This window comes from Collinsella sp. TF08-11AT (assembly GCF_003437035.1).
GTDB lineage: Bacteria > Actinomycetota > Coriobacteriia > Coriobacteriales > Coriobacteriaceae > Collinsella.
The window spans coordinates 127,756-154,080 of the sequence record NZ_QSRL01000001.1; the positions used below are offsets into that span (position 1 = coordinate 127,756).

At 60.0% G+C, this 26,325-nt stretch carries 24 protein-coding genes; 6 read left to right on the forward strand and 18 right to left on the reverse strand.

The annotated features are described in order from the left end of the window. Positions 1–13 precede the first annotated feature (13 nt). The 3 genes from DXC79_RS00550 to DXC79_RS00560 all read right to left on the reverse strand — a co-directional run bounded on the left by DXC79_RS00550 (position 14) and on the right by DXC79_RS00560 (position 1,818). Positions 14–487, reverse strand: coding sequence for a PTS sugar transporter subunit IIB (locus DXC79_RS00550; protein ID WP_117634363.1), 474 nt, complete (start codon positions 485–487; stop codon positions 14–16). 71 nt (positions 488–558) lie between these two features. Beyond that, positions 559–978 (reverse strand): PTS sugar transporter subunit IIA, encoded by a 420-nt coding sequence (locus tag DXC79_RS00555; RefSeq protein ID WP_117634365.1) that lies wholly within the window; start codon positions 976–978, stop codon positions 559–561. Positions 979–1,113: 135 nt separating this feature from the next. Then, positions 1,114–1,818, reverse strand: coding sequence for a GntR family transcriptional regulator (locus tag DXC79_RS00560; RefSeq protein ID WP_117563729.1), 705 nt, complete (start codon positions 1,816–1,818; stop codon positions 1,114–1,116). A 482-nt stretch (positions 1,819–2,300) separates the two neighbouring features. Between DXC79_RS00560 and DXC79_RS00565 the strand changes: the two genes are divergently transcribed. The 4 genes from DXC79_RS00565 to DXC79_RS00580 all read left to right on the forward strand — a co-directional run bounded on the left by DXC79_RS00565 (position 2,301) and on the right by DXC79_RS00580 (position 7,054). Then, a complete protein-coding gene (locus tag DXC79_RS00565) occupies positions 2,301–5,339 on the forward strand; it encodes an insulinase family protein (protein WP_117634367.1) in 3,039 nt (1,012 codons plus the stop codon). Between the two features lie 398 nt (positions 5,340–5,737). Further along, a complete protein-coding gene (locus DXC79_RS10295) occupies positions 5,738–6,001 on the forward strand; it encodes a type II toxin-antitoxin system HicA family toxin (RefSeq protein WP_117634369.1) in 264 nt (87 codons plus the stop codon). Next, entirely contained in the window at positions 5,994–6,323 is a 330-nt protein-coding gene (locus DXC79_RS00575; protein ID WP_117634371.1) for a type II toxin-antitoxin system HicB family antitoxin, read from the forward strand. Before DXC79_RS10295 ends, DXC79_RS00575 begins: the two co-directional genes overlap by 8 nt. Positions 6,324–6,457: 134 nt before the next feature. Further along, entirely contained in the window at positions 6,458–7,054 is a 597-nt protein-coding gene (locus tag DXC79_RS00580) for a 5-formyltetrahydrofolate cyclo-ligase (RefSeq protein WP_117634373.1), read from the forward strand. Between the two features lie 31 nt (positions 7,055–7,085). Here the strand turns inward: DXC79_RS00580 and metA are convergent, their stop codons facing one another. After that, entirely contained in the window at positions 7,086–8,012 is a 927-nt protein-coding gene (gene metA, locus DXC79_RS00585) for a homoserine O-succinyltransferase (RefSeq protein WP_117634375.1), read from the reverse strand. 211 nt (positions 8,013–8,223) lie between these two features. Here metA and DXC79_RS00590 point away from each other — a divergent pair, with 211 nt between their 5' ends. Further along, entirely contained in the window at positions 8,224–9,201 is a 978-nt protein-coding gene (locus DXC79_RS00590; protein WP_117634377.1) for an L-lactate dehydrogenase, read from the forward strand. Between the two features lie 380 nt (positions 9,202–9,581). On the opposite strand, the gene DXC79_RS00595 is transcribed toward DXC79_RS00590, so the two are convergent. The 12 genes from DXC79_RS00595 to DXC79_RS00650 form a co-directional block, all read right to left on the reverse strand. After that, entirely contained in the window at positions 9,582–10,550 is a 969-nt protein-coding gene (locus DXC79_RS00595) for an SIS domain-containing protein (RefSeq protein ID WP_117634380.1), read from the reverse strand. 144 nt (positions 10,551–10,694) lie between these two features. Next, positions 10,695–11,450, reverse strand: coding sequence for a GntR family transcriptional regulator (locus DXC79_RS00600; RefSeq protein ID WP_117634382.1), 756 nt, complete (start codon positions 11,448–11,450; stop codon positions 10,695–10,697). Between the two features lie 2 nt (positions 11,451–11,452). After that, positions 11,453–13,435 (reverse strand): ATP-dependent DNA helicase RecQ, encoded by a 1,983-nt coding sequence (locus tag DXC79_RS00605; protein WP_117634385.1) that lies wholly within the window; start codon positions 13,433–13,435, stop codon positions 11,453–11,455. A 372-nt stretch (positions 13,436–13,807) separates the two neighbouring features. Next, positions 13,808–14,527 (reverse strand): GntR family transcriptional regulator, encoded by a 720-nt coding sequence (locus DXC79_RS00610; protein WP_117634387.1) that lies wholly within the window; start codon positions 14,525–14,527, stop codon positions 13,808–13,810. A gap of 104 nt (positions 14,528–14,631) precedes the next feature. Continuing rightward, positions 14,632–15,639, reverse strand: coding sequence for a YitT family protein (locus DXC79_RS00615; RefSeq protein WP_117634389.1), 1,008 nt, complete (start codon positions 15,637–15,639; stop codon positions 14,632–14,634). A gap of 353 nt (positions 15,640–15,992) precedes the next feature. After that, positions 15,993–16,622 (reverse strand): HAD family phosphatase, encoded by a 630-nt coding sequence (locus tag DXC79_RS00620; protein ID WP_158550931.1) that lies wholly within the window; start codon positions 16,620–16,622, stop codon positions 15,993–15,995. Positions 16,623–16,781: 159 nt separating this feature from the next. Then, positions 16,782–17,765, reverse strand: coding sequence for an SIS domain-containing protein (locus DXC79_RS00625; RefSeq protein ID WP_233502903.1), 984 nt, complete (start codon positions 17,763–17,765; stop codon positions 16,782–16,784). 199 nt (positions 17,766–17,964) lie between these two features. Beyond that, positions 17,965–18,798 carry a PTS system mannose/fructose/sorbose family transporter subunit IID gene (locus DXC79_RS00630; protein WP_117629034.1) on the reverse strand — a complete coding sequence of 278 codons (834 nt, stop codon included), beginning with the start codon at positions 18,796–18,798 and terminating at the stop codon, positions 17,965–17,967. A gap of 13 nt (positions 18,799–18,811) precedes the next feature. Continuing rightward, positions 18,812–19,606 (reverse strand): PTS sugar transporter subunit IIC, encoded by a 795-nt coding sequence (locus DXC79_RS00635; RefSeq protein WP_117634395.1) that lies wholly within the window; start codon positions 19,604–19,606, stop codon positions 18,812–18,814. A gap of 36 nt (positions 19,607–19,642) precedes the next feature. Beyond that, the gene (locus DXC79_RS00640; protein ID WP_117634397.1) at positions 19,643–20,566 is read right to left on the reverse strand and encodes a PTS mannose/fructose/sorbose transporter subunit IIAB; all 924 of its coding nucleotides are present in this window, start codon (positions 20,564–20,566) and stop codon (positions 19,643–19,645) included. Positions 20,567–20,749: 183 nt separating this feature from the next. Beyond that, entirely contained in the window at positions 20,750–21,832 is a 1,083-nt protein-coding gene (locus tag DXC79_RS00645) for a DMT family transporter (RefSeq protein WP_117634399.1), read from the reverse strand. A 293-nt stretch (positions 21,833–22,125) separates the two neighbouring features. After that, a complete protein-coding gene (locus DXC79_RS00650) occupies positions 22,126–23,118 on the reverse strand; it encodes an SIS domain-containing protein (protein ID WP_117634401.1) in 993 nt (330 codons plus the stop codon). Between the two features lie 205 nt (positions 23,119–23,323). Between DXC79_RS00650 and DXC79_RS00655 the strand changes: the two genes are divergently transcribed. After that, a complete protein-coding gene (locus DXC79_RS00655; protein ID WP_117634403.1) occupies positions 23,324–24,046 on the forward strand; it encodes a GntR family transcriptional regulator in 723 nt (240 codons plus the stop codon). Positions 24,047–24,589: 543 nt separating this feature from the next. On the opposite strand, the gene DXC79_RS00660 is transcribed toward DXC79_RS00655, so the two are convergent. Continuing rightward, positions 24,590–25,180: a GNAT family N-acetyltransferase gene (locus DXC79_RS00660; protein ID WP_117634406.1), complete on the reverse strand. Its 591-nt coding sequence runs from the start codon at positions 25,178–25,180 to the stop codon at positions 24,590–24,592. Between the two features lie 77 nt (positions 25,181–25,257). After that, a complete protein-coding gene (locus DXC79_RS00665) occupies positions 25,258–26,283 on the reverse strand; it encodes a low specificity L-threonine aldolase (protein ID WP_117634408.1) in 1,026 nt (341 codons plus the stop codon). Positions 26,284–26,325: the final 42 nt, after the last annotated feature.

The window sequence follows — 26,325 nt, forward strand, 5'->3', positions numbered from 1 at the left end:
AACGTGTTTCCGGCTAGAAAACGTCCTTGGCAAACACCTTAGCGTCATTGGGGACCTGACGGATTTCGATGGCCACGCCATCGCCCAGGAGCTCTTGGATATGCTCGGCATCTTTCTCGGTCGCAAAGATCGCAGGGGTCGGATGAAGCGTGGTCTCAGGGGTCTTTCGGGTTCCGCCCAGATTGATCTCTTTGATGTCTTTGCAACCCTTAGCGAGACGATAGACATCTTCAATCGTCTCAGTGATGATAAACAGCGAATACTTGTCGGTAACGCCGCTGTTGAGCGCCTCGATAGCAGCGTCAACATCCTTGATGACGAGTTTAACGCCGTTGGGGCGGGCGAGCCTCAAGGCCGCCTTCCTCATGTCGTCTTTTGCCACAGCATCGCTGGCAAGCAAGATGCAATCTACATCCAAAGCGTGAGTCCAGGACATGGCAACTTGGCCGTGAATCAGTCGGTAATCAACTCTCGTAAGCTTAATCATCGTTATCATCTCCGCACGTGATAAAGGGAATGACAGGTGTGGCCCCTAGCTAGGGCTCGAACCAGAACTAACTAGAACTCTTCTTCCTCGGCGCCGGCAAGCATGTCCGCCGCCTCGCAAAGCTGAATAAACGAACGCGATCCCTCGACCGCGGCTTTGGCCTTGTCCGCATCCAGGGAGTCCATCTGTGTAACCATTTCCACCAGCAGCGGCAAGTTCATTCCAGCGATTAACGTAAACGATCCGTCGGTCTGCCTCTGAATGAATTCGTTGTTTACAGAGCCGCCAAAGATGTCAGTCACGACAAACCAAGAGTCGGCAGGGTCCCTCGTCTCCATCCATGCATCAATCAACGCCGCGACGTCCCTTGAATCGTCATCGACATAGGCGCACAGGCACTCGATTCGGTCGTTGGTGCCCATCAGAATCTCCAGAGAGCTTTTCATGCCTTGGGCGAGATAACCATGACTCGCTAGCAATATCTTATTCATAGTTCTCCAATACCAATAGGACGTACTATATTGTCATAACAAAGTATATTAGCAATCTACCCTACGTGGTGTGTCTATTTTCCAAATCCGCGAACGGTAACAATTGGTCGGTAAATCGACCAATCTATCGCTAATTTACAAATAGAACTTCAGTCGCTCGGTGCAGTACACCTGACGGGAGATGAAAAGCGGCTCGCCACTTGGGGCATAACGTCTATCGACAAACAGAAGCAGCGAAGAGTCCAGCTCCACGTTAAGGTATGCCGCCTCGAGCTCGCTCGCATAGCAGACCTCGAGCGTACGCGTGTTGGGACCCATCTTGATCCCCTGGCGATCGAGTACCGCCATCAGCGAATCATCGAGGGACTCATGCTCCAAAAAAGAAAGCGCAGCGGAATAGCTATTGGTTTCCAGCATCGTGGGCTTGCCATCCACAAGGCGCAGACGACGGCTACGCAATACCTTTTGGGTATCGTCTACGCCCAGGAACTTCGCGTCTCGCAGACTTGGGAAGTCCCAGCCCATTTCGAGAACCCTGGTAGACGCCTGTTTGCCCGCAAGCTGGCACGAATGGGTAAAGCTCTCACGGTCGTCCGCGGCATACATCTGCGTGTCCGACGAAACGAACGTGCCCTTGCCGCGGGCCCTCTCAACAAGCCCAGCATCTTCCATTTCTTTAATTGCGGAGCGAACCGTTATTCGGCTCACGCCAAATTGCTCGATAAGCTCCGCCTCGGTCGGAAGCTTATCTCCCGGGCGGTACGTGCCGTTGGCGATTGAATCAGAAAGCGCACGAACAATCTGTTTGTACAGGGGGATAACGCTATTTGCCTCAACCATATCAACCATACTTTTACAAGGAATCAGCAGCCTATAGATAAATGACTTATATTGTATTAGAACTTTTTAGCACTCCACGCCATTTCCTATAATGTTTTAGCAAACGAGGGGTTATTTTGCGTAAGCGGTGTAGAGTCCATCCATTTCCGCATACAGCTTCAATCTGATGGCGGTATATGCATCCGATAAGCCGATTGATTTTTATCTTATACCTGTCTCACATTCATCCCTCGTCGTAGAGATGAATGTGAGGTGAGAGATACGTACTTGACGCGCGAGCGTGGATATTTGGACGGTTTTTGGGCTTTTGGCGGCCGATTTCGTCCGAAAATCCACGCTCGTGCGGCAGACGTCCGAATTTCCACGCTCGTGTGCCAGAAAAACCCACGCTCATCCGGCAGATTGGTCGAAGGCCCCATATGGGTATACTCTCGGAGATTCGACTCGATTCGCCCCCGTTGGGGCGTCAAAGGAGACTGCATATGTCCACTACCTCAACCGACCCGCGCGCCGCTGCCGCCGCGCTGCTGGTGCCCGGAACCACCTGCCACGGCTTTACCGTCGAACGCCGCGAGACCGTGCCCGAGCTCGACGCAGACGCTTACGTGCTGCGCCACACCGCCTCGGGCGCTCGCCTGCTGCACCTAGCGTGCGACGACGAAAACAAGGCCTTTGCCATTGGCTTTAAGACGCCGCCGGCCGATTCCACCGGCGTGTTCCACATTCTTGAGCACTCGGTGCTGTGCGGATCGGCCAAGTTTCCCGTCAAGGAGCCGTTTGTCGACCTGATCAAGAGCTCCATGCAGACGTTCCTCAACGCCATGACCTACCCCGACAAGACCATCTACCCCGTTGCCACCACCAACGAGCAGGATCTGTACAACCTGATGGACGTGTACTTGGACGCGGTGTTCAACCCGGCGATCTACACCAAGCCCACCATTTTTGAGCAGGAAGGCTGGCACTACGAGCTGGACCTGCCGGAGAGCGTCGAGGGCGAGGGCGAGGGCGGCTCCGCGAGCCTGCGCGAGGGCACGCTGCGCTATAACGGCGTGGTGTTCAACGAGATGAAGGGTGCGCTGTCCGACCCCATGAGCGTGCTGGACGACGCCGTCAACGCCGCGCTCTATCCCGACACTGCCTATGCGCACGAGAGCGGCGGCGACCCGCGCGCAATTCCCGCGCTCACCTACGAGCAGTTCCTGGACACGCACTCGCGCCACTACAACCCTTCCAACTCCTACATCACGCTCTATGGCGACCTGGACGTGGACCGCGCGCTGGCCTTTTTGGACGAGCGCTATCTGTCGCAGCCGAGCGCCGCGAGCCGCCGCATGGACGCTGCCGTCGCCGCCGGCGACGACCCGTCCACGCTGGCGCCCAATCCGCTGGACGTGCAGGCGCCTGTGACCTGCGAGTATAAGCGCGTCGAGATGGCCACCACGCCCGAGAACGCCCTGGTGGGCCTGGGCCTTGTGCTGGGTAGCGCGCTCGACCGCAAGCGCACAATCGCCGCGGACATCTTGTTCGAAGCGTTGCTGGGCTCCAACGAAGCGCCGGTTAAGAAGGCCATTCTGGCCGCCGGCCTGGGCGGCAACGTGGTGAGCTACACCGCGGCCGAGAGCCTGCAGCCCTACGAGCTCATCATGCTGCAAAACGCGCAGCCCGGCGTGGCGCGCGAGCTGCGCCGCGTGTTCCAGGACGCCTGCCGCGACCTGTGCGAGCACGGCGTTCCGCGCGAGCGCCTGGAGGCCATCATCAGCAGCAACGAATACGACCTGCGCCAGCGCGACTACGGTATCGCCGACGGCGTGGCCATTGCGTGCGACGCGCTGAGCACCTGGCTCTACGATGACGACGCCGCGACGCTGGCGCTCAAGTACGGCCCAGTGTACGAGGAGCTTCGTGGCGAGCTGGACGGCAGCTACTTTGAGGACCTGCTGCGCGAGCTGGTGCTGCAGAACGACCATATGGCTCTGGTCGAGCTGGCGCCGGTGGACGCCGCCGAGGGCGCAGAGGGTGCCGAGGCCGCCGAGCTGGCAGCCAAGCGCGATGCCATGACCGATGCCGAGCTGGCCGATGTGGTCGAGCGCACGGCCGCGCTGCGCACCGCGCAGGAGGCCGAGGACACGCCCGAGGCCAAGGCCACGTTGCCGCGCCTGCGCGTGTCCGACATTGGCGAGGCGCGCCCCGAGCCGCCGCTGGTCGTGGACACGACCGCGCCCATCCCCTGTCTGCGCCACGGCATCCCCACCAACCGCCTGGCCTACGCCATGCAGTACTTCGACCTGAGCTGCGTCGCGTTTGAGGACCTGCCCTATGTGACGCTGCTCTGCCGCCTGCTCAAGCAGCTGCCCACGCGCGAGCATTCGGCCGAGGAACTCGACAACCTGATCGCCGGCAAGCTGGGCTTTTTGAGCTTTACGACCGAAGTTATGACGCAGCCCGACGTGGACGGCGCGCGCCCCTACCTGCTGGTGAGCGCCAGCGCCCTGTCCGAGAAGATCGACGCGCTGGCGAGCCTGCCGCGCGAGGTGTGGTCGAGCACGCTGCTGGCGGACGCCGACGCCGACCGCGTGCGCGACGTGCTCACACAGATTCGCATTGGTCTTGAGCAGGGATTTATCAACAACGGACACTCGGCGGCGCTCGGTCGCGCGATGAGCTACAGCTCGCCTTCGGCCGTGGTGCGCGAGCAACTTTCGGGCGTGGATTTCTACCTGTTCCTGCGCGATCTGCTCGACCACTTTGACGAGCGCCTGGACGACCTGCGCGCCAAGCTTGCCGAGCTGGCGGAGCGTATCTTTGTGGCTGATGGCTGCATGGCGAGCTTTACCGGCAGCGATGAGGACTTTGACGCGTACTGGGCCGCCGCGGGCGACCTGGGGCTGGGCGCGGGCGACGGTGCCGGCCGCGACGCGCTCGCGGTGTCGGCGCCGTGCGACCGCCACGAGGCTTTCGTGATCCCCAGCGACATCTGCTTTGCCGCGCGTGCGTGCGATCCGCGTCGCCTGGGCATTGACGTGACAGGCGCTTGGGCCGTGGCTGCCAACGCGCTCTCCTACGATTACCTGTGGAACGAGATTCGCGTGAAGGGCGGTGCATACGGCTGCGGATTCCGCGCAGCCGGCGAGCGCCAGACGGCGTTCTACACCTACCGCGACCCGGCAATCGACCCTTCGATTGAGCGCGTGGAGCGTGCAGGCGCATGGCTTGGCCGCTTTGAGCCCGACGAGGCCGCCTTTGAGGGCTTTATCGTGAGCTGCGTGAGCGGCATGGACGCGCCCGTGAAGCCGTACGCGCTCACCAAACGCCGCAACACGACCTACCTGGCCGGACTCGATCCGCATGCACGCGAGGAGCGCCGCGCCCAGATGCTTGCCGCCACGCCCGGTGAGCTGCGCTCGCTCGGCGCCGACGTGACGCGCATCGCAGCCGAGTCGCCCACCTGCGTCTTTGGCGGCCGCGAAGTCATCGCCAAGAGCAACGCCGACTTCAACGTAGTCGACCTGCTGGGCTAACGCACAAAGGTAGATTTTTGGGACATGCCTGAAAATCTACCTTTTCTTTTGCCTCTGCTTGGGCGGGGCAGCTCACCCCGTCCCACCAGTTTGTCTAAATCTGTAACATCTAGGCGGCAATACTGGACCCAGTTGTTACAAATCGAGACGTTCCCGAACGGCACCAGCTCTTTGTCTCAATCTGTAACAACTGGGTCCAGTATTGCCGCCTAGATGTTACAGATCGAGACGAACTGCCGCAGACGCCCACTCCACAGCACAGACCACCACAAAGGTGCCTGTCCCCTTTCTCAGTGGTGATTCGAACACTTGTTCTATACGTACACATGTTCTATATTATGAGTGTTTGCATCGGACTTAAATTGCAACTAGAATATAGTTGCAGAATGTGAGGCGGGATGACTCGAGCCGATAAACTCATCGCCCAACTGTTTAGCTGCCCCTCGACGTATCGGTATGCCGATTTTTTAAAAGTCATGGCCTCATATGGCTTTGAAATGGACAGCAAGGGCAAGACATCCGGATCGCGCGTTCGCTTTTACAGGCCATCAGATGGCAGGATGTTCGTGATGCACGCGCCTCATCCATCTGACGAATTGACAGCGGGGACCATTCGAAACATCGTTCGATTTCTGCAGGATGTCGGAGGCAGTCATGAGTAACGTTTTGGCATACAAGGGCTATTTCGCCCCAGTCGAGTTCGATGCCGAGCAGCGTGTACTAACAGGTATGGTCGCCGGCATTAGAGACGCAATCGTATTTGAAGGCTCCACGGCTGAAGAAGTGGAGCAATGCTTCCACGACGCCGTCGACGATTACCTTGAGTTTTGCGCCGAGAAGGGCAAAGAGCCCGAGCGGGCTTTTAAGGGCTCGTTCAACGTAAGAACGGGCTCTGAGCTCCACAAACAGGCGGCGCTGGCAGCGGCAAAGAAGGGCGAGTCACTCAATAAGTTTGTGACCGAAGCAATCGCCGCAGCGTTGTAGCGTTATCGCATAGGCACAAACCACCACGAAGGAGGCAGTGAACTGCACCCTCGTGGTGGTTTCGACATTTGCCCAGATAAAACCTGCCAAAATAAACCTGTCCCTTTTTGGTAGGTTTGGGAGAGGAAGCCGGGATGGACAAGGCTGAGTTGCGGCGGGCGGTGATTGCTCGGCGCGATGCTCTTGATTTGGACTTGTGGGCGGCGAAGTCTGCTGTCATTTGCGCGCGGCTTGTTGAGCTGCTGGGCCGCTTGGATGCCGCGGCGCCGCACACCGTTGCCGTCTATGCCGCGATGGGTTCCGAAGTCGACCCAGCCGCGTTTGCCGCTGCGGCCGCCAAACGCGGCTGGCGCGTAGCCTATCCGTGCATGCTCTCGGCAGCCGAAGCCGCAGCTTGTGGCCAACGCATGTGCATGCGGGCAGTTGCCGCCGACGATGCGTCCGCGGCTCCGTTTATCGCCCACCCCGCGCAGGCCTTCGCGGCCACGGACATCGACAGCGGCCGTTTCCCCATCGTGCCTGACGAAACTCTCGACATGATCGTCGTGCCGCTCGTGGCCTTCGACCGCGCCGGCGCGCGCCTGGGCTACGGCGGCGGTTGCTACGACCGTTACCTGCCCACGCTTCGTCCCGACTGCCAAATCGTCGGCATCGCCTTTGAAGAGCAGCGCGTCGACCACGTCCCCACCGATGTCCACGACCTACCGCTACCCAACATCATCAGCGCCTAACCGCTGGCAGGCCTCATTACACGAGCGCAGTCTAGTGCTCCTCGCCGGCGCGGGCTAGGTCGTAGGGCGTGGTCTGGTAGACGTAGTAGTTGAGCCAGTTGGTGTAGAGCAGCTGAGCCTGGCTGCGCCAGACGTTGAGCGGCTCGGCCGAGGGGTCGTCGTTTGGGAAGTAATGCGCCGGCACCTGAGGGTTGAGCCCGCGCTTCACGTCGCGCTCGTACTCCAGGCGCAACGTGTCGGTATCGTACTCGGGGTGGCCAAAGACAAAGAAGCGGCGGCTGTCGGTCGACTTGACAATATACAGGCCCACCTCGTCGGACACGGCCACGACCTCAAGCTGCGGCTCGGCCTCCACGTCCTCGCGGCGCACATCGGTGTTGCGTGAATGCACGGCATAGAAACGGTCGTCGAAGCCGCGGACCAGCGGGCTTTGCGGCTTCACTAGATAATGCTCGAACACGCCGCTCGCCTTTGCCGGCAGGTCGTACTTCTGGATACCGTAATGATGGTAGAGCCCCGCCTGTGCGCCCCAACAAATATGCAACGTAGAGTGCACGTGCGTGGTGGACCAATCCATGATCTGGCAGAGCTCGGGCCAGTAGTCGACCTCCTCGAACGGCATCTGCTCCACCGGCGCGCCCGTGATGATCAGGCCGTCGTAGTGGATGTCGCGGATGTCGTCGAACGTGCGGTAAAACGTCTCCAGGTGGCCGGCGCTCACGTGCGTGGCCTCGTGCGTTTTGGTGCGCAGCAGGTCCACCTCCACCTGCAGCGGCGTGTTGGAGAGCTTGCGCATGATCTGCGTCTCGGTGGCGATCTTGGTGGGCATGAGGTTGAGGATGAGCACGCGCAGCGGACGGATGTCCTGGTGCAGCGCGCGGTACTCGGTCATGACAAAGATGTTCTCGCTCTCGAGCTGCGCGGCGGCAGGGAGGGCGTCGGGAATGCGAATGGGCATGGATGCTCCTTACGAGTCAGTTGCAGCTATGGTACAACGAGCGGCCCCATCCGCGCGAGCACATCGCCCAGCGATGCCGTCAGCGGCCCAAATCACTCCAAAAGTAGAGATTAAGGCATGTCCCAAAAATCTACGGCGCTTTAGTCTAGCAAAGTGGCAGCAGGACGCTACAATGGTTCGACGCGAGAAACTCGGCCGAAAGGATACATATATGTACCAGACGCGTAAGATCGGTGTGGTCGGCCAGGGCCACGTAGGAGCACATGTCGCCAACAGCCTGCTCATGCAGGGCATTGCCGATGAGCTGTACCTGTGCGATATCAACGAGGCCAAGGTGACGTCCGAGGTCCAGGACCTGCGCGACTCCCTTTCGTTTGTCCCGTACAACACCAAGATCGTCAACTGCTACGACCACTACGAGGAGCTGGCCTGCTGCGACGTCATCGTCAACGCCGCCGGCAAGGTTGCGCTGGCCGCCGGCAGCCGCGACGGCGAGCTGTTCTTTACCACCGACGCCGCGCGCACCTTTGCCAAGCGCATCGTCGACGCCGGCTTCGACGGCATCTTTGTCTCCATCTCCAACCCCTGCGACGTCATGTGCACCGAGCTGTGGCACCTGACCGGCTACGATCCCAAGAAGATCATCGGCTCGGGCTGCGGCCTGGATTCGGCCCGCCTGCGCACCGAGATCTCCAAGAAAGTTGGCGTGAGTCCCAAGTCCGTCGACGCCTACATGATCGGCGAGCACGGCTTTAGCCAGCTGGCCGCCTTTAAGGCCGCAACCATCGCCGGTAAGAGCTTGACCGAGCTTCAGGCCGAAAACCCCGACAAGTACGCCTTTGACCACATGGAGGTCGAGGAGCTCGCGCGTAAGGGCGGCTATGTGACCTACCAGGGCAAGCAGTGCACCGAGTACGCCGTCGCCAACTCCGCCGCGCGCGTCTGCGCTGCCGTTCTGCATAACGAGCACGCCGTGCTTTCCGCCTCCACGCTCATGACCGGCCAGTATGGCGAGGAGGGCATCTTTACCTCCCTGCCGTGCGTGATCGGTGCCGAGGGCGTCGAGGAGGTCTACACGCTCGACCTGTCCGAGTACGAGCTCGAGGGCTTCCACAAGAGCTGCCGGCACATCCGCGACAACATCGCCCAGCTCGACTGGTGGGACGCCGAGGCGTACGACGCAAAGTAGGCCGCCGCTTGACGCGACACCTCGCCCATACGGACGCCATGTAAAGCGGGCCGCGCCGGAAACCCATCGGCGCGGCCCGCTTTTTGGCTCACACGACACGCTTACAAATTTAGGTCTAATACTTTTCCGCGAAGTGAACGAGCAAAAATGAGCCCCCGAAGCATCGACACTTTATGGGAACCATTTCCTGCGGTTTCATTAAGATTTTCCTGCGGTTTTGGCGCCAAAAAATGTCGATGCTTCGGGGGTCCAAAATAGGTCGTTCACTTCGCGGAAAAGTATTAGACTTCGTTTTCGCGCAGACACGAATCCGGCCGCCACAACGCAAAAAGGGGCCCGCGCGCAGCGCAGACCCCGTCAAAAAAGATAATTCCCGTTACCTAGTACTGCTCGATGCCCATGTAGCGACGAACCTCGGGGCTGTGGTCGAACACCTTGCCGCGGGCGGCGCGCAGCTCGCAGCTCATGTTGTAGAAGAAGATCGGCTCCAGGTACGAACGCACGCTGGCAGGCACGTCGCCCACGCCGTACTCGAGTGCGTCGAGCACCATGACCGTATCGGTGTGCGTGTTGAGGAACGCCAGCGCGCGCTCCTCCATGGGGCGGCACTCGCCCGATCCGAGCTGCACAAAGTAGAACACGCCGGGCTCGGTGGCTTCGAACGGGCCGTGGAAGTACTCGCCGGAGTGGATGTAGCAGCAGTGCTGCCACTGCATCTCCATGAGCGAGCAGATGGCCATGGCGTAGGTCTGGCTAAAGTTGGGGCCGGATCCCAGGATGTAGAAGAACTCGTGCTGCTGGCAGAGCTCGGCAAAGCGATCGCCCAGCTCGGCGTTGACCTTCTCGCGGGCGGCGGGCAGCAGCGCGTCCATCTGCTTAAGGCCGGCATACATGTCGGCGAGCGCCTCGTAGCCCTCCTGCTGGTCGAGCAGCTCGGCAGCCATTAGCACGCCAATGCCCTGCGGGACCTCGGCCTGCGACTCGCCCTTGCCCCACGGATAGACCCAGGTGGTCCACTTGCCGTTGTCGATCTTGGAGCCCGCGTAGTCGGTCATAGTCACGACCTCGGCGCCGGCGGCGAGCGCCATCTCGCAGGCATCGACAACCTCCTGCGTATTGCCGCTGTGGCTGCAGGCGACGACGAGCGACTTCGGCCCCAGGCTCTTGGGCGCCATCAGGCAAAACTCCCGTGCCGTGTAGACCGTCGAGGCAAACGTGGTGGCCTCGCGCTTGAGCAGCTCGTTAGCCGGCATCAGGTCGATCATCGAACCGCCGCAGGCGATCCAAAAGACGTTCTCGATCTTACCCTTGCGCTCGATAATTTCCTGAATCAGATCGTGTGCGTTCACGGTGACGCTCCTCCTTGTGTGGCGGCTTTGAGCGACGGCAGCTCGTACCTGCGGTCGTTCTATGTTGTCCTATTTATAACACGTGTAATAACGCCCGTGAAGTCATCCCGGCAAATTTGTTCTATGTTGTTCTATCTGTGGACGTTAGATGTCGAACACGTAGCGCGAGCCCACGATCTTTTGACGACCGAGCAGTAGAGGGCGTCCGCCGGCGTCGGTAAAGTAGGCCTCCATATAGAAGAGCGGCTCGCCGACCGGCACCTCCAGCAGCGGGGCCGCATGAGCATCCGCCAGCGCAATCTCCACGGTGCAGGGGTCGGACTTGAGCGGCGCGCGACCCGAATGCTCGGCAACGAGCGAGAAGATCGAGTTGTCGGCGAGGTCCTTATCGGCAAGCGTCTGCAGGTAGGGATGGTCGGCGAGCACAAAGGCGTTGTTCTCGAGCATGACGGGCACGCCGTCTGCCGTGCGCACGCGCTCGACCACAATGAGCTCGCAGCCGGGTTCCACGCCAAAAAACGCCGCGTCCTCGTGCGTCGCCGCAACCACCGTGCGCGACACCAAGCGCGCTCCGGCCACCATGTCGTTGGCGGCGCAACCCTCGGAAAAGCTCTGGACGTCGCCTTTCTGGACAATCTTGCGCTTGAGCTTGGGGGCGCACACGAAGGTGCCCCTCCCCTGCTGGCGGTTGAGGTACCCCGCGCGCGACAGCTCCTCGATGGCGCGGCGCACGGTAATGCGCCCCACGCCGTAGGACTTCGCGAGCTCTATCTCGGAAGGAATGCGCGAGCCGGGCGCGTACACGCCGCGTGCGATCTCGCCCTTCAGGTCGTCCATGACCTGCTGGTACAGCGGCACGGCGGACACGTCAGTGCGGTCAGTTTTATCGTCGAAAGCCATCGTTACGCTCCATCCCGTGCATGCTCGGACTCAAACTCTTCAATCGCCGCCATAAACTGCTCGCCAAAGGCGTCGGCCTTTTTCTCGCCAATGCCGTTGACCTGGACAAGCTCGTCGCGCGTCTGCGGGCGTAGACGGCACAGACCGCGCAGGGCCTTGTCGGAAAAGACCATGTACGGCGCCATCTCCAGCTCGGTCGAGATCTCCTTGCGCAGGGCGCGTAGGCGCTCGAACAGCTCGGCATCGTCGCCCACGCGCGGGCGCTGATCCAGCTCGGCCTCCTCGCGCAGCAGATCCACCGCACGGCGGGCGCGGGCCGAGGCCTTGTGCTTGGACGCGCGACGCTTAACGGTAAAGGCAAACGCCTCGTCCTCGACCTCGCCGGCACGCGGGCCCAGGCCCACGACCGGGCACTGCCCCTGCGAGGTGACCAAATAACCGCGGCCGCACAGCTGGCCAATGATGTCCTTGATGCGCCCGACCGATTCGCTCGACAGCTTACCGTAGCCGCGGTCCTCGTCCAGATGCATCTGGCGAATGCGCTCGGTGTTGCCGCCGTGAAGCACATCGGCGATGAGCGACTTGCCAAAGCGCATGGGGCGCGTGGCCACATAGCGCACGGCGGCGCGAGCCATACCGGTGACGTCCTCGACCTCGAACTGCGTGAGGCAGTTGCTGCAGTTGCCACAGCCCTCGGCGTCGTCTGTGGCGGTGGCGCCCGCACCAGCCGCAGCAGCATGCTCGGCCGCGGCCTCGTCGCCAAAGTAGCGCAGCATATATTCGCGCAGGCAGCCGGTAGTATTGCAGTAGCCCTCCATCTGGCTGAGCAGACGATATCGATTCTGGAGCGCCCATGCGCGCTGCTCGTCGTCGAGCGCCTCGTCGGCCGCATCGCCGCGGTCGATCAAAAAGCGGCGCATGCGAAAATCGTTGCCGCTCCACAGCAGGTGGCAGCTGGCCGGATCGCCATCGCGACCGGCGCGGCCCGCCTCCTGGTAGTAGGCCTCGATGCTCTCGGGCACGTTGTTGTGGATGACATAGCGCACGTTGGGCTTGTCGATACCCATGCCAAAGGCGTTGGTGGCGACCATCACCTGAATGTCGTCGTCGATAAAGGCGCGCTGGCTTTGACGACGGGCGTCGTTGCCCATGCCGGCATGATAGCGGCCAACGCGAATGCCGCTGGGGCCCAGCGCCTCGGCAAGCTCGCCTGCCAGCGCATCGACTGTCTTGCGGGTCGAGCAATACACGATGCCGCTCTCGCTCGAATGCGCGATCACATAGTCGCGCACCCACGCGGTCTTAGCCTTGTCGCCCATCTCCTCGCAGCCAAAGTAGAGGTTCTTGCGATCGAAGCCCGTCACCACCGTCGCCGGGTTTTGGAGGCCGAGCATCTGCTGAATGTCCGCACGCACGCGCTCAGTCGCTGTAGCGGTAAAGGCCGCCACGATGGGGCGCTGCGGCAGGGAATCGATAAACTCGCGAATCTGCAGGTAGGCGGGGCGGAAATCCTGACCCCATTGGCTCACGCAGTGGGCCTCGTCAATGGCCACGAGCGGAACGCCGATGCCGCCTTCGGCCGCAGCTTCCTGCGCAAAGGCCAGAAAACGCGGCTCGAGCAGGCGCTCAGGTGCCACATACATAAGCTGGTAGCGACCCTCGCGCGCCCGCTTGAGCACGGTATTTTGCTGAGCCGGCGTAAGGCTGGAGTTGAGATAACTGGGTCGCGCACCCGCCGCGAGCAACGCACGGGTCTGGTCCTCCATAAGCGACAGCAGCGGACTCACCACAAAGGTGATGCCGGGCAGCATGAGCGCAGGCACCTGGTAGCAAATGGACTTGCCGGCACCTGTGGGCATAACGCCGAGTGCATCGCGGCCGGCAAGGATCGCATCGACCATGCGGTCCTGCCCCGGGCGAAACGAGGTGTAGCCAAAATAGGCGCCGAGCGTGTCGAGCGCCATCTGCTGCATGCTATCGGTCATGGTTTCCTAACGTCAGAATCATCTGCCGCCGATTATACGCCGCCACGCGGACCAGTGCCGCACGGCTACCGGCCACGGGCAATACGATCCAAGGCGGATGAGCGTGGAAACGTCGCTGGTTGAGCATGAGTCAGCGAAAACGCCCCTAAGCGAGCAAGGTGACGTGAAAGAGGAGGGAAGCGTACTTCGGTACGCGACCGACGATTGAACGTCAGATTGCCGCCTAGGGGCGTTTGCAGCGTCGACCGGTCCGTCGTTCGTTAGAACGACGGACCAAAACTTCTGATCATGCCGCCGAAGTTGAAAGGCAGATTGCCGCTCTGGCGGGCTTGCAGCGTCGAGCCGTTACGCGATTTGGTAAAACCGCGTAACCTACATGACCATGACGTAGCGGCTGCCCACGTAGTACTGCTTACCCATCAGGACCGGCTCGCCATTGGGGCCGATAAAGCCGGCACGCAGGTTGAGCAGCGGATCGTGCGGGGCAATGCCCAGCTCGGTGGCCTGCTCGGCGTTGGCACGAACGGCCTCGACCGTACGGTAGCCAACCGAGACGATCGGTGTTCCGCCAACACGCTCGACCTCGGCAAAAATCGACTTGTCCTCAAGATCGGCCGTCAACAGCTCGCGGTATGCATCAAACGGCACAAAGATGTTTTCCTCAAAGATGGGCTCGCCGTCGGCCGTGCGCACGCGCTTAATATGCAGCAGCAGCGCATCCTTCTGCAGACCAAAGAATTCCATCTCGTTTTGGCGCGCTGGCACAATCTGGCAATCGATCACATGCGCGCCCGCCTTCATGCCGTTATCGGCGCAAAGCTCGGTGAACGTCTGCAGCGTCGAGGCGTGGAACTGGCGGTTGATGTGCGGCGTGGAGACAAAGGTGCCGCGGCCCTGCTGCTTAACCAGATAGCCGTCGGAACACAGTTCCTCGACGGCGCGGCGCACCGTAATGCGGCTCACCTCGTACTGTTCGGCAAGCTCAAGCTCAGATGGAATGCGCTCCTTTGGTGCATAAACACCTTTCTCAATCGCGTCCTTGATCTCGTCGTAAATCTGCTGGTAAAGCGGTGCATTTTTGGGCGCTGGCATATCTGATCACTCTTATCAAAATAGCGAAATAACTAATACGTATATAACGTCTTGTTATATGTTACCTCAGTTTGATAAAACGATACACCACATACAACAAATCCTTACTTGCCGTCGTCCTGCTGCAAGCTTTCCTGATCGTGCAGACGGGCCTGCCTGCTGGCCATGCGCGCGGGCTTGTCGGGATCGGGAACGGCTGTGGGCATGGGCTCGTCGACATGACCGCCCCACCAGCCGCCCACAAAGTTGAGCGTGTGGAACACATTGATTACCGCGCCGGGATCCACGTCGCACACCAGCTTGATAATATCCTGGCTCTCGTAGGTCGAGACAACGGCGTGCAGCAGGTACATCTTTTCGCGGCTGTATCCGCCAACGACCTCGGCGCAGCTGATGCCGTGCTGAAAATGGTCGATATAGGCGTTCATGACCTCGTCGGCCTTGCGCGTCGTGATCTGCAGCGTTACGCGGTCATAGCGGCGGTAGAAGCTGTCGATGGTCTTGGTCGAAATAAACTGGAACACGATAGAATACGCCGCATTGTCCCAGCCAAACATAAAGCCGAAGATCGCCAGGATAAAACAGTTAAAGCCAAAGATGACGCCCCAGATGGTCTTGCCCGTGTGGTTGGAAACCCACAGCGCGATAAAGTCGGTACCGCCGGTGGATGCGCCGGACTTAAGCGCAATGGCAGCGCCCAGGCCCGAGACCACGCCGCCAAAAATGATAAGCATGATCTTGTCGCCCAAAAACGGTGCGAAGTGAAAGATGTTGAGGAACAGCGACGAAAGCACGACCTGCATCATCGAGAAGATGACGAAGCGCCTGCTGATGCCGCTCCAGCACAGAAGCGCCACGGGGATGTTGAGCGCGAGCATGCCGAGCGAGATGTCGATATGAACGCCGCCGAGCGAGGTAACGCGATCGAGCAGGACCGCGACGCCGGTGAGGCCGCTCGGAAGCAGGTCGGCGGGGCGAATGAACGCCTGGATCAAAAATGTCTGAAGAACGGCGGAAATCGTGACCGCCACGGCAGTAATGGCGCGACGAACGATGGTGAGGCGGCCGAGCACGAGCACGCGGTCCGTGAGCTGATCGATGGCGTTCGCCACGTAGGCTCCTTTCGAGGGCAGATGTAGTTGTGGGGCATGTCGGCGATTGTAGCATGGAGCGCGAAAGGGCGCTTCAATTCACCCGCTCTCGACAACCAAAACGAGCCAGCATCTCCCCAACCAAAGAGCCCAAAATCTAAGTGAGTAGACTATTCGCGACCTGTCGAGCACACCCAAAACAGCCACCTCTGTGACCTGCAGTTTTACTAAGGCAGATTCGCTTTGTGCTCTGCCTGAGCCGAAAAGTCTACTCACTTAGTCTGAGTCGGAGCCAAACGGATCAAATCGAAGCCAAAATGAGCCGATCTGCCGCAATAGACGCGTGAATCGGTACTTCTCGTAGCGAATTGACGCTATAAAGCGGTCAGAATGTCGGCGAGGCTATCGATGATGGCATCAGCGGCGGACTGATCCAGGTTGACGCCCTCGTGCGGACGCAGTGCCAGGACGCGGGCGCCGGAGCGCTTGCCGGCCTCGATGCCCAACGGCGAGTCCTCGATAACCAGACACTCGGACGGCTCAACATCCAGCGCCTCCATGGCACGCAGGTAGATCTCGGGGTCGGGCTTAAACGCACTGCACTCGTGACCGCTGATGGTGTAGTCCAGCACGTCGCCGATACCGGCAATCTCCACCAGCTCGTCGATCAACTCGCGATAGGACGAGCTCGCGATGGCACACTTCACGCCACGCTCATGCAGCTCACGCATCACCGGCTCCGTCTGCTCGTTGAGCAGCTCGGCATACGGAACGGGGTGGTCCGGGCTGTAGACCTGCTTGTACTCCACACGCAGGCGCTCGCGCAGCTCAATATCGTCGGGCACCAGCGACTTCCAAATGGCAGGCTCGTTAGACCCCGAAAGATCGGGGATCTCGTCAAAGTGGAACCCCTTCTCCTCCATAAACGCCACGCGGCGACGGTTATAGAACCACTCGGTATCGACCAGCACGCCGTCCATATCAAACAGCACTGCCTTGATCATACGCATCTCCTCCCACCTGCCAAAAAGGGACAGGTTTATTTTGGTAGGTTTTATCTGGGGTTTTGCGGCGCGAGGGCGCGCCCTCCCCAGAGCAAAAAAGGGGACGGGGCGCAAACCCCATCCCCTCTCAATCAACCCGTAAGGTCTACTTACTTGTGATTAGTAGGAAAGCTTCCACATGTAGCGACGCATGGTCAGCGGGTGCTGACGGGCCTCGGCGATCTGGTTGCCGTACTCGCGCATAACGGCGAGGTGCAGCAGCGGGTTGAAGTAGGTGACGACGCTTGCCGGCACGGCGTCGGCCAGACCGTAGTCCTTGGAGTCGATCAGAGCGACCTTGGCGCCCATGCGCTTAAGGAAGGTGAGGGCGCGGGCGTCCATCGGACGGGTGGCACCATCGGACATGAAGAAGACGTAGGGCTTACCCTCGGTGGAAACCTCGAACGGGCCGTGGAAGTACTCGCCGGTGTTGTAGGCGGCGGCGTCGATCCACTGCATCTCGGTGAACAGGAAGGCGGCGTGAGAATAAGCCATCTTCTCGGAGGCACCGGAGGCCATGAAGTAGATCATCTCGTCGTCCTTGAAGTCCTGGGCGAACTGCTTGGCGAGGCCCTTGGCGGACTGAGCGGCGTTCTCGCAGAGCTCGAAGACGTTGGTGAGGCCGGTGATCATGTCCTCGTAGTGGTCATAGCCCTCGGTCTGCTGAAGGATCTCGACAGCAAGAGCGATGGCGTAGCCGGGCTTCTCGCACTTGGCAGCGTAGTTGGCGTGGAAGCCGTGGACGATGACGTGGTCGGCGTCGACGGTCAGAGCGGAGCCAGCCTTGTTGGTGAGGGAGACGACCGGGCAGTTGTGCTTCTTGGCGGTCTTGTTGGCCTCGACGGTCTCGGGCGTGGAGCCACCGAGGGAGCAGGTGATCACGAAGGTGTGCTCGTTGACCCAGGAAGGCGTGTCGTAGTTGAACTCGTTAGCGGTGAAGATCTGAACGTTCAGCTTGTCCGTGTTGTTGGCCAGGAAGTACTTGGCAGGGTAAAGGTCGGACATGGAAGCACCGCAGCCGACGAAGGCGACGCTGTGGATCTCGTGGTTGGACAGGACGTCAGCGACGATCTGCTTAGGGAGGTTAAGGTCGATCTCGTACATCTGACACATTCCTTTCGATTTTTTGCGGCGCCACATTGCCGGGCGCTCGCAGGGTTACCGTGGTTTGGACCGAGTCGCCGGCCCGTTGAGGATGTGTCAAAGGAACTGCCCCTTTGACACATCTAGGGATGGAAGCCTGCCTGGGGTATGGGATGCCAGGCAGGCCCCCGGGGGAAAGCGGTTAGGCGCTTGGTCGCGACTAGGCCAGGATGCCGGCCGCGGAGAGGGCGATGCCGCCCACGATGGCGATCACGAGAAGCCAACCGGTGTTGACGTTCTTCTTGATGAGCCAGTACATAAGGCCGGTGAGGCCGAGGGAGATCATCTGGGGCATCATGCCGTCCAGGATGTCCTGGATCACGACGGTGCCGTCAGCGAACTGCAGCGGGGTGGTGGCGCCGATCAGCGTGGCGATCATGCCGCCCACGGACATAAGACCTACGATGCCGCAGACATACATGAGCTTTTCCATGAGGTCGCCGCCCTGAAGCTTGCTCAGGTACTCGTGGCCGCCCTGATAGCCCATCTTGGCTGCGAACCAAGTGATCAGCACAGAGGGGACGATGGAGATGAGCATGGCCAGGATCGGGCCCATGATGGAGCCCTGCTGAGCCAGCTGAACGCCCAGGCCAAAGGCGATAACGCGGATGGTGCCCTGGAAGAGGGAGTCACCGATGCCGGAAAGCGGACCCATGAGGGAGGTCTTGACCGCGTTGATCGAATCGGGATCGAAGTTCTCGGGATCCTTGGCGTACTCCTCCTCCATGGAGGCGGCGAGACCTAGGACAAAAGCGCTCGTCTGCGGGGTGCAGTTGTAGAACGCCATGTGACGGTGGTAAGCCTCTTTCTTAGCAGCGAGCTGCTTGGGGTCGGACTCGTCCGGATAGAGGCGGTCGAGCGTGGGAACCATGCCGTAGAGGAAGCCCATGTTCATCTGACGCTCGTAGTTCCAAGAGGCCTGGATGGCCCAGGAGCGCCAGAAGAACTGGCTGACCTTCTTGTTCAGGGACACGTCCTTGGTTGCGGTTGCCATAGTGTGTTCCTCCTTAGTCTTCGTCGTCTTCGAGCGGATCGTAGTCGGAATCGACACCGGCGGTTGCATGGGAGCCATTGAACTTGAAGCCCATGAAGACGATAGCCAGGCACACACCGATCAGGGCGACCGCGATGACGGACAGGTTGAGGTAGGCGGCGAGCAGGAAACCGATGAACAGGAACGGGGTCATACCCTTCTTGATCATCATGGTGAGCAGCAGAGCCAGACCGTAGGCGGTCATGATCTTGGTCGAAACGTTCAGACCAACGGACAGCCACTCGGGAACCATGTTGACGATGGCCTGAACCAGGTCGGTGCCAACAAAGACGGCCAGGAAGATCGGCAGGAAGTACATGATGGCGTACAGACCGGAGCCGGCGCAGATGTGCATACGGTAGGCGGTCTTGAAGTTACCGTTATCGATCGCGCTATCGGCCACATGGGTGAGGGCGGCGATGATGGAACGGAACACGATGCCGAGGAGCTGACCCAAGACGGCGACCGGGATGGCGATCGTCATGGCGGTCTCGGCGGAAGCATCGGTCAGGCACGCAAAGGCAGCGGCCACGATGCCGCCCAGGACCATATCGGGCGGAACGGCGGCGCCGACCTGCACCAGGCCCATGGACACGAGCTCGACGGCGGCACCGACGGCAAGGCCGGTGGGCACATCACCCAGCAGCAGACCGACGAGCGTAGCGCCAACGAGGGGCTGCTCGAAGTTAAGACGACCGAGCAGGCGGGAGTCCCACATGCAGAACACGCCGACGAGGCCGACGAGCACCGCACTGATGAACGTATTCATACCCTTCTCCTTTCAGTCAGGCAAAAGCCTGGTTGATTACAGCTTGGCGTCGATGTCGACGCTCTGATACGTAGGGGTCTGCTGGACATAGAGCTTGATACCCATGTCGAGCAGCTGGTTGACGTCGGCCTTCTGGGTGGCGTCGAGGAAGACGGAGCTGTCCTTGCCGCCGATCTGATCGGCACCGTCGTGGTTGGCGGTGGCGCCCAGGTTGATGGCGTCGAGCTTGTAGCCCTGGCAGAACTGCAGCATCTCGGCAGTGTTGCCAAAGACGAACATGACGCGCTCGCCGAGGGTGTTGAGCTTGTCCATCTTGGCGAGGGCACGCTCGACGGTGAAGACGTTCAGGCGCACGCCCTGGGGCTTGGCCAGCTTAAGAGCGCCCTTCTTGATGTCATCGTTGGCGGCAGCGTTGTCGACGACGATGATGCGCTCGGCCTGAACCTTGGTGGTCCAGGTAAAGACGACCTGGCCGTGCAGCAGACGGTAGTCAAGACGTGCGAGGACGATCTTGGCGGGACCGGAGCTGTGACGGGACGCCTTGGCCTTCTTGGCGGGAGCCGCGGCGGCCTCGACCGGTGCGTTGGGGTTGGTCAGACCGGTGCGGGCCTCGTTGATGAGGGCCGCGAGCTCGGCGCCCTTGACGGGGACGGGGCTCATAGCGAGCGTGAGCGCCAGCGGGATGTTGAAACCGCTGACAACCGTGAACTTCGTGCCGTTCTTGGAAAGCTCGACCATGTTGTTGTTGACCGAGCTGCCGAGCATATCGGTCAGCACATAGACGGTGTCGTCCGCGTTGAACGTGGCGATCATAGCCTCAACCTTATTGGTGATGGGCTCCTTGTCGTCACGAGCAAGCGACACGACGTGGACGTTCGACACGTCGCCGAGAACCATCTCGAGCGTGTCTTTGGCGCCTGCGGCCAGGCCGCCATGAGATGCGAGAATGATCTGATTCATCTTGCCTCCTCCTTTTCGTTATGGTCATTATAACGTCTTATACGTTGCTTATATTGCTAATTAGTATAAAGACCGTTCGCGGGTGAAAATCGACCGTTGACGGGTTTAACGTACTCGAAACGTTGGGGCTGGGCAGGCCGGCACTGGCGGGATAACCCCAGGTCAGACCCTGCGCGCAATCCCCTATCGCACGAAGTACCAGGGGCTTTCCTGTACGGTGGGTTCCAGCGCAATGCCGGTGCGTTCCTTAAACAGATCCATGTCCTGAGATTTTTCGGTCCACCACGCGTTGGGCTTAAAGGTCATGCTCTCAATGACATGACCGACAAACACACTGTTGCGCAGCTTGGAGAAGTCGGTGTTCATAATCAGGATGGACGCGAGCACCAACACGATGCCCAGGACTTTAATCGCGCCGGCGGGCTCGGCGTAGACACCAATGCCCACCAGTACGGTGACGACCGTCTCGAAAGACATTACGACGGGAACTTTCGATGTCTCGAGCCCCATGGACAGACCCTGCATATATAAGATGTAAGCAACGGCTGTGGGGATGAGTCCAAAGCCAAGGAACAGCAGCAGCAGCTGTGGCGACATTGCCGCGGCGACATCCGGCCACGGAGCCGCGATAGCTGCCATAACCGCACCGCCAAAAACAAAGCCCCAAAACGTGACAGCCAGCGGGTGGACCGTCTTGGTTGCTATTCGGCTAAACACCGCGAGCGACGCACCACAAAGGCCTGCAATCACGCCCGACGTGACGCCCCAAACCGAAAAATGAAAACCGGAAAGGTCGCCATTGGTCACTGCAAGCACGCAGCCTACGATGTTAAAGACAATGGCAACGAGCTTGTTGGGAGTCACATCCTCGCGATAAAGCACGCGGCCGAGCATGACGCCAAACACCGGCGAGGTGTAGAGCAGCACCGAGGCCGTGGACATGCCCACCTCGCCCATGCACTCGTAATAGCAGGTGTTGGCGGCGGCCAAACCGACGATACCGACAAGCGCGCAGGGAACAAGCTCTTTAGGGCTTGCCTTGAACAGTGCCAGGGGACCCGATGCCTTTCCCTCACGAGCACCTCCCTGGCAACCCATGAATGCCAAGACCGGAGCCATTAAGACGGCACCCGACAACAAGCGAAAGGCAGCCATACTCTGGGACGTAACGCCCATGGCCGAGATGCCGTTTACAAAGATTCCGATGCTGCCCCACATAAGCGCGGCGATCAGCACCAGCACATAGCCCAGATTGCTTTTCTTCAACGCAGCCTCCTCGGTATTGTTTCCAATATGTTTCACACTACGTTATAGTCGTTATATACATTTTTCAAGGCACAAATCGGCAAACGGGAAATCTCTAGACAAAGGGAGTGTCCCGCCAGCCACGGTATCGTCGATGTTTTGGCAATGTCAGCGAAAACCCGCCAGAGCGAGCAAGGTGCCTTGAAGTGAGGCGGCATTGACCTTCTGGTCATGCCGCCGAAGCTGAAAGGCAGATTGCCGCTCTGGCGGGTTTGCAGCGTCGGCCGGTTACGGCGTTTGGTAAAACGCCGTAACTAATAATCAAGCTTCCACATGTAGCGGCGCGTCATGTAGTCCTTGTGGGTAACGGCAGAGAGTGCACGCATGTACACGTTGTTGAGGATCGGGGCAAAGATCAGGTGGTTGAAGTACTCGCTCACGCTGTCCTTGATGTCGTTGAGGCCGAGCTCCTTGGCGTCGAGCTGATAGACGCGCTCGCCACCGTACTGGTTGACAAAGCGGATGCCGCGCTCGTCGTTGCAGCGGCTGCGGCCGACGCTGATGAGCTGGAACAGCGAGGTGCGCTTGTCCAGGATCTCGAAGGGGCCGTGAAAGAAGTCGCAGGTGTTGATGGTGCAGGAGTCGATCTGCAGCATCTCCTGCACGTTGCAGATGCTAAAGACATAGGCGGCGCCAAAGAGCGGACCCTGAGCCATGACGTTGATGCAGGGCTTGTCGGCGTTCTGCTCGGCCCACTTGGCAGCGAGCGGACGGGTGTACTCGACGGCCTTGCGATAGATGGGATCGACCAGGCCGAAGGCGGCCATAGCGGTCTCGTACTCGGCATAGCCCTCGGTCTGCTGCGTAAGCTCCATGGCGATCATGGTCACGACGGCGGAGTTGGTGCGGCCCATGCAGGACTCATCGACGGCCAGGCTGTCATACTGGATCTTGTAGTCGCAGACTTCGGTGAGGCCGGACTCGTCGACATAGATGGCGATGGTGCTGGCGCCGTGATCCTTGGCGACCTGGGCGGCGACGATGGTCTCTTTGGTGCCGCGCATGGACACGACGACGGCCAGGGTGTTCTCGTTGACGTAGGCCGGGGTGGCGTGCACGAACTCGTTGCTGGTGTAGCTGGAGCTCACGACCTGCGTGGCCTCGTGCTCCATAAAGTACTGGGCAGGATAGTTGCCGCCGTTGGATCCGCCAGCGCCGATCCACACGACGCGCTTGATGCCGCCCTTGTCCGCCTTGTCAGCCAAAACCTGGGAGACGACGTCCTTAACCTGTTCCTGAGTAGTCATCGTGCATCAGCCTTTCTTCTCGTTTGATGCTCTCGATGGCATACAAGTTACATACATGTTTTGGTTATGTCGACTAGTTGTATGCTATATTTGTCTTAGAAATTTTGCTGGTAAAGTTTTCGGCAATCCATTACCAGCGGTTTTGTTGTCATGTTGGATACATGCTTGGTTCAGTAAGCATATAAGTTAGATACAGGTTATTCGCATGAGCACTTCGTCAAAAAAGAACTTGGCCCAATACGAGCGTCTGGCGGGTACGCTGCGTGACCGCATCGCCGCCGGCACCTACGCACGCGAAGACAAGCTGCCGTCCGAGATGGAACTCATGGACGAATCGGGTCTGTCGCGCAGCACCGTGCGCCACGCCCTTAAGGTGCTCGTTGATGAGGGCCTGGTGCGCACCGAGCGCGGGCGTGGCGCCTTTGTGGCCGACACGCCCGCGCTCCACGAGAACAACCTGATGTTTTCGAGCTATACCAAGCAGGTCGAAGGCCAGGGCATGAAGCCCACCACGCGCACCGTGGACTCGGGCTTTGCCAAGGCGGCCGGCAGCATAGCTAAGTTCTTTGACGCCGCCGTGGGCAGCAAGCTCGTCAAACTTGTCCGTCTGCGTTATCTGGACGATGCGCCGCTGTGCCTGGAGACCACCTATCTGCCGCCAAGCTTCGAGGCACTCATCGACCGCGATATCAACGGTTCGCTCTACGCCACGCTGCGCCAAGAATTCCATCGCGCGCCGGCACAGGGGCACAAGACCTTTGAGGTGTGCTATGCCTCGCAAAACGAGGCGTTTTTGCTCAACGTCGAGCGCGGGCAGGCGCTGATCCTGATCACCGACTACGTCTACGACACCGACGGCCGCCCGCTGCACATCTCCAAGCGCATCCAACGCACCGACCGCGCCAAATACACCGAGCCCATCGGCTAGCGCGCCAAACCAGGCAAAATGCACCTAATATACGTTTTACCTGCGGTTTTTATAAAATCTCAAACCAGCATGGCGCAAATGCCAGCATCGCCTGGCAACGCACGCCGTCCAAGCTCAACTGTTCCTGTCCAGAATATCCAGCACCGTAAACCTAAGTGAGTAGACTTTTCGCGATCTGCCGAGCACACCCAAAACAGCCATCTCTGTGACCTGCGGTTTTAGTAAGGCAGATGCGCTTTGTGCTCGCCCTGCGCCAAAAAGTCTACTCACTTAGCTCGCAAGGCGTCCCGAGGGGACGATTCAGGTCAAAATAGCATACGAACGCCGTGCTTCTTGCGGCGATTTGATGCCACAAGACAGCCAAAAACCTGCCAAAAAGGGACAGGTCTAGTTTGGTCGGTTTTATCTGGAGCTTTGCTGCATCCGCAGGTCAATCGCCTTGGTCATACACACCCAAAACAAAAGCCGCCGCGAAGGTATCCGCATCCTTCGCAGCGGCTTGCAACGTTTGCCCAGATAAAACCTGCCGAAATAAACCTGTCCCTAAATGGTAGGTTTGGGGAGGTCGGGAAACCAGGTTGGTTTGGGCTGGTTGGGGACGCGCTCGGCTAGAACCAGCTCCATCCAGCACATGTCGTACCAGCGACCGAACTTTTGGGCGCAGCGGTCGAAGGCGCCCACCAGGCGATACCCCATATGGGCATGGAAATCCTGACTGTTGTGCGTCAGGTATTCGTCGTCCTTGTCGTGCGGCACTGCGATGAGGGCGCACATGTTGGTGATGCCCATCGCGATCAGGCACTGCTTGAGCGCATCATGCAGCTTGCGGCCCAGCCCGCCGTGGCGCACGTCGCGCGCCAGATAGATCGACGTCTCGACCGACCAGTCGTATGCCTCGCGGCTGTTAAGCGGGCTCACATAGGCATAGCCCACTGGGCGCCCATCCAGCTCCATCACCAGATACGGATAGCGCTTGAGTGTACGCTCGATACGCCCGGTGAACTCCTCAACGCTCGGCACCTCGTATTCGCAGGTAATCGCCGTCTGGCGCACATACGGCTCATAGATGGCAAGCAGCGCCGGCGCATCATCGGGCGTCGCCAGGCGAATCGTCGGCTCGGACATCTCGGGCATACAACCCCTCTCCCTCAAAAGTAAAGGCCGCCCTGCGCCAAACCCAGCGCAAGGCGGCCTCTCGTCATTACATCAGGCTACAGGACAGCCGCCAACGCGTCGATATCCTCCTGCGTCGTGGCCCAGCTGGTGCAAAAGCGCACCACCGTGTGGGTCTCGTCGTACTTTTCCCAGTATTCGATCGCCGCATGCTCGCGAATGCGGGCCATGTCCTCGTTGGGCAGAATCACGAACTGCTGGTTTGTGGGCGTCTCCAAAAAGAACTGGTAGCCGCGCTCGTGCAGCACGCGACGCAGCGCCTGAGCGGTCTCAATCGCCTGGCGACCAATCTCAAAATACAGGCCGTCGGTAAAGAGTGCCTCAAACTGCACGCCCGTCAGGCGACCCTTGGCCAGCAACGCACCGTGCTGCTTAATGCGCGGAATGGGATGCGCCGGAGCGTGCATGCCGCAAAACACCACGGCCTCGCCGCACAGGGCGCCGCACTTGGTGCCGCCGATGTAGAACACGTCGCACAGCTGCGCCAGCTCGGGCAGGGTAATGTCGCACTCATCGGCTGCCAGCGCATAGGCCAGGCGGGCGCCATCCACAAACAGCGGAATCTCGCGCTTCTGGCACACCGCATAAATCTCGGCCAGCTCGGCCTTGGAGTACAGCGTGCCGTACTCGGTCGACAGGCTCACGTACACGGCGCCCGGAAACACCATGTGCTCGCAGCTCTCGTTTTCGTAGAACACCTGGATATAGTTTTCGAGATCCTCGGCGTGCATCTTGCCCTCGTAGCCGGGAATGGTGAGCACCTTGTGGCCGCCAAACTCGATGGCGCCCGCCTCGTGGCAGGCAACGTGGCCGGTCTCGGCGGCAACCACGCCCTCGTACGGCGCGAGCAGCATGTCAATCACCGTCGCGTTGGTCTGCGTGCCGCCCACCAGCAAAAATACGTCGGCATCGGGAGCCTGACAGGCCTCGCGGATCAGCTGCTTGGCGCGCTCGGTATGCGCATCGGTGCCGTAGCCGGGCTGCGGCTCCATGTTGGTGTCGACGAGCGCCTGCAGTACCGCCGGGTGTGCGCCGTGGGAATAGTCGTTGTTGAACGCGAGCATGGCAATCCTCTCTTACCAGGTATCGTCCAGATGATTCAAACG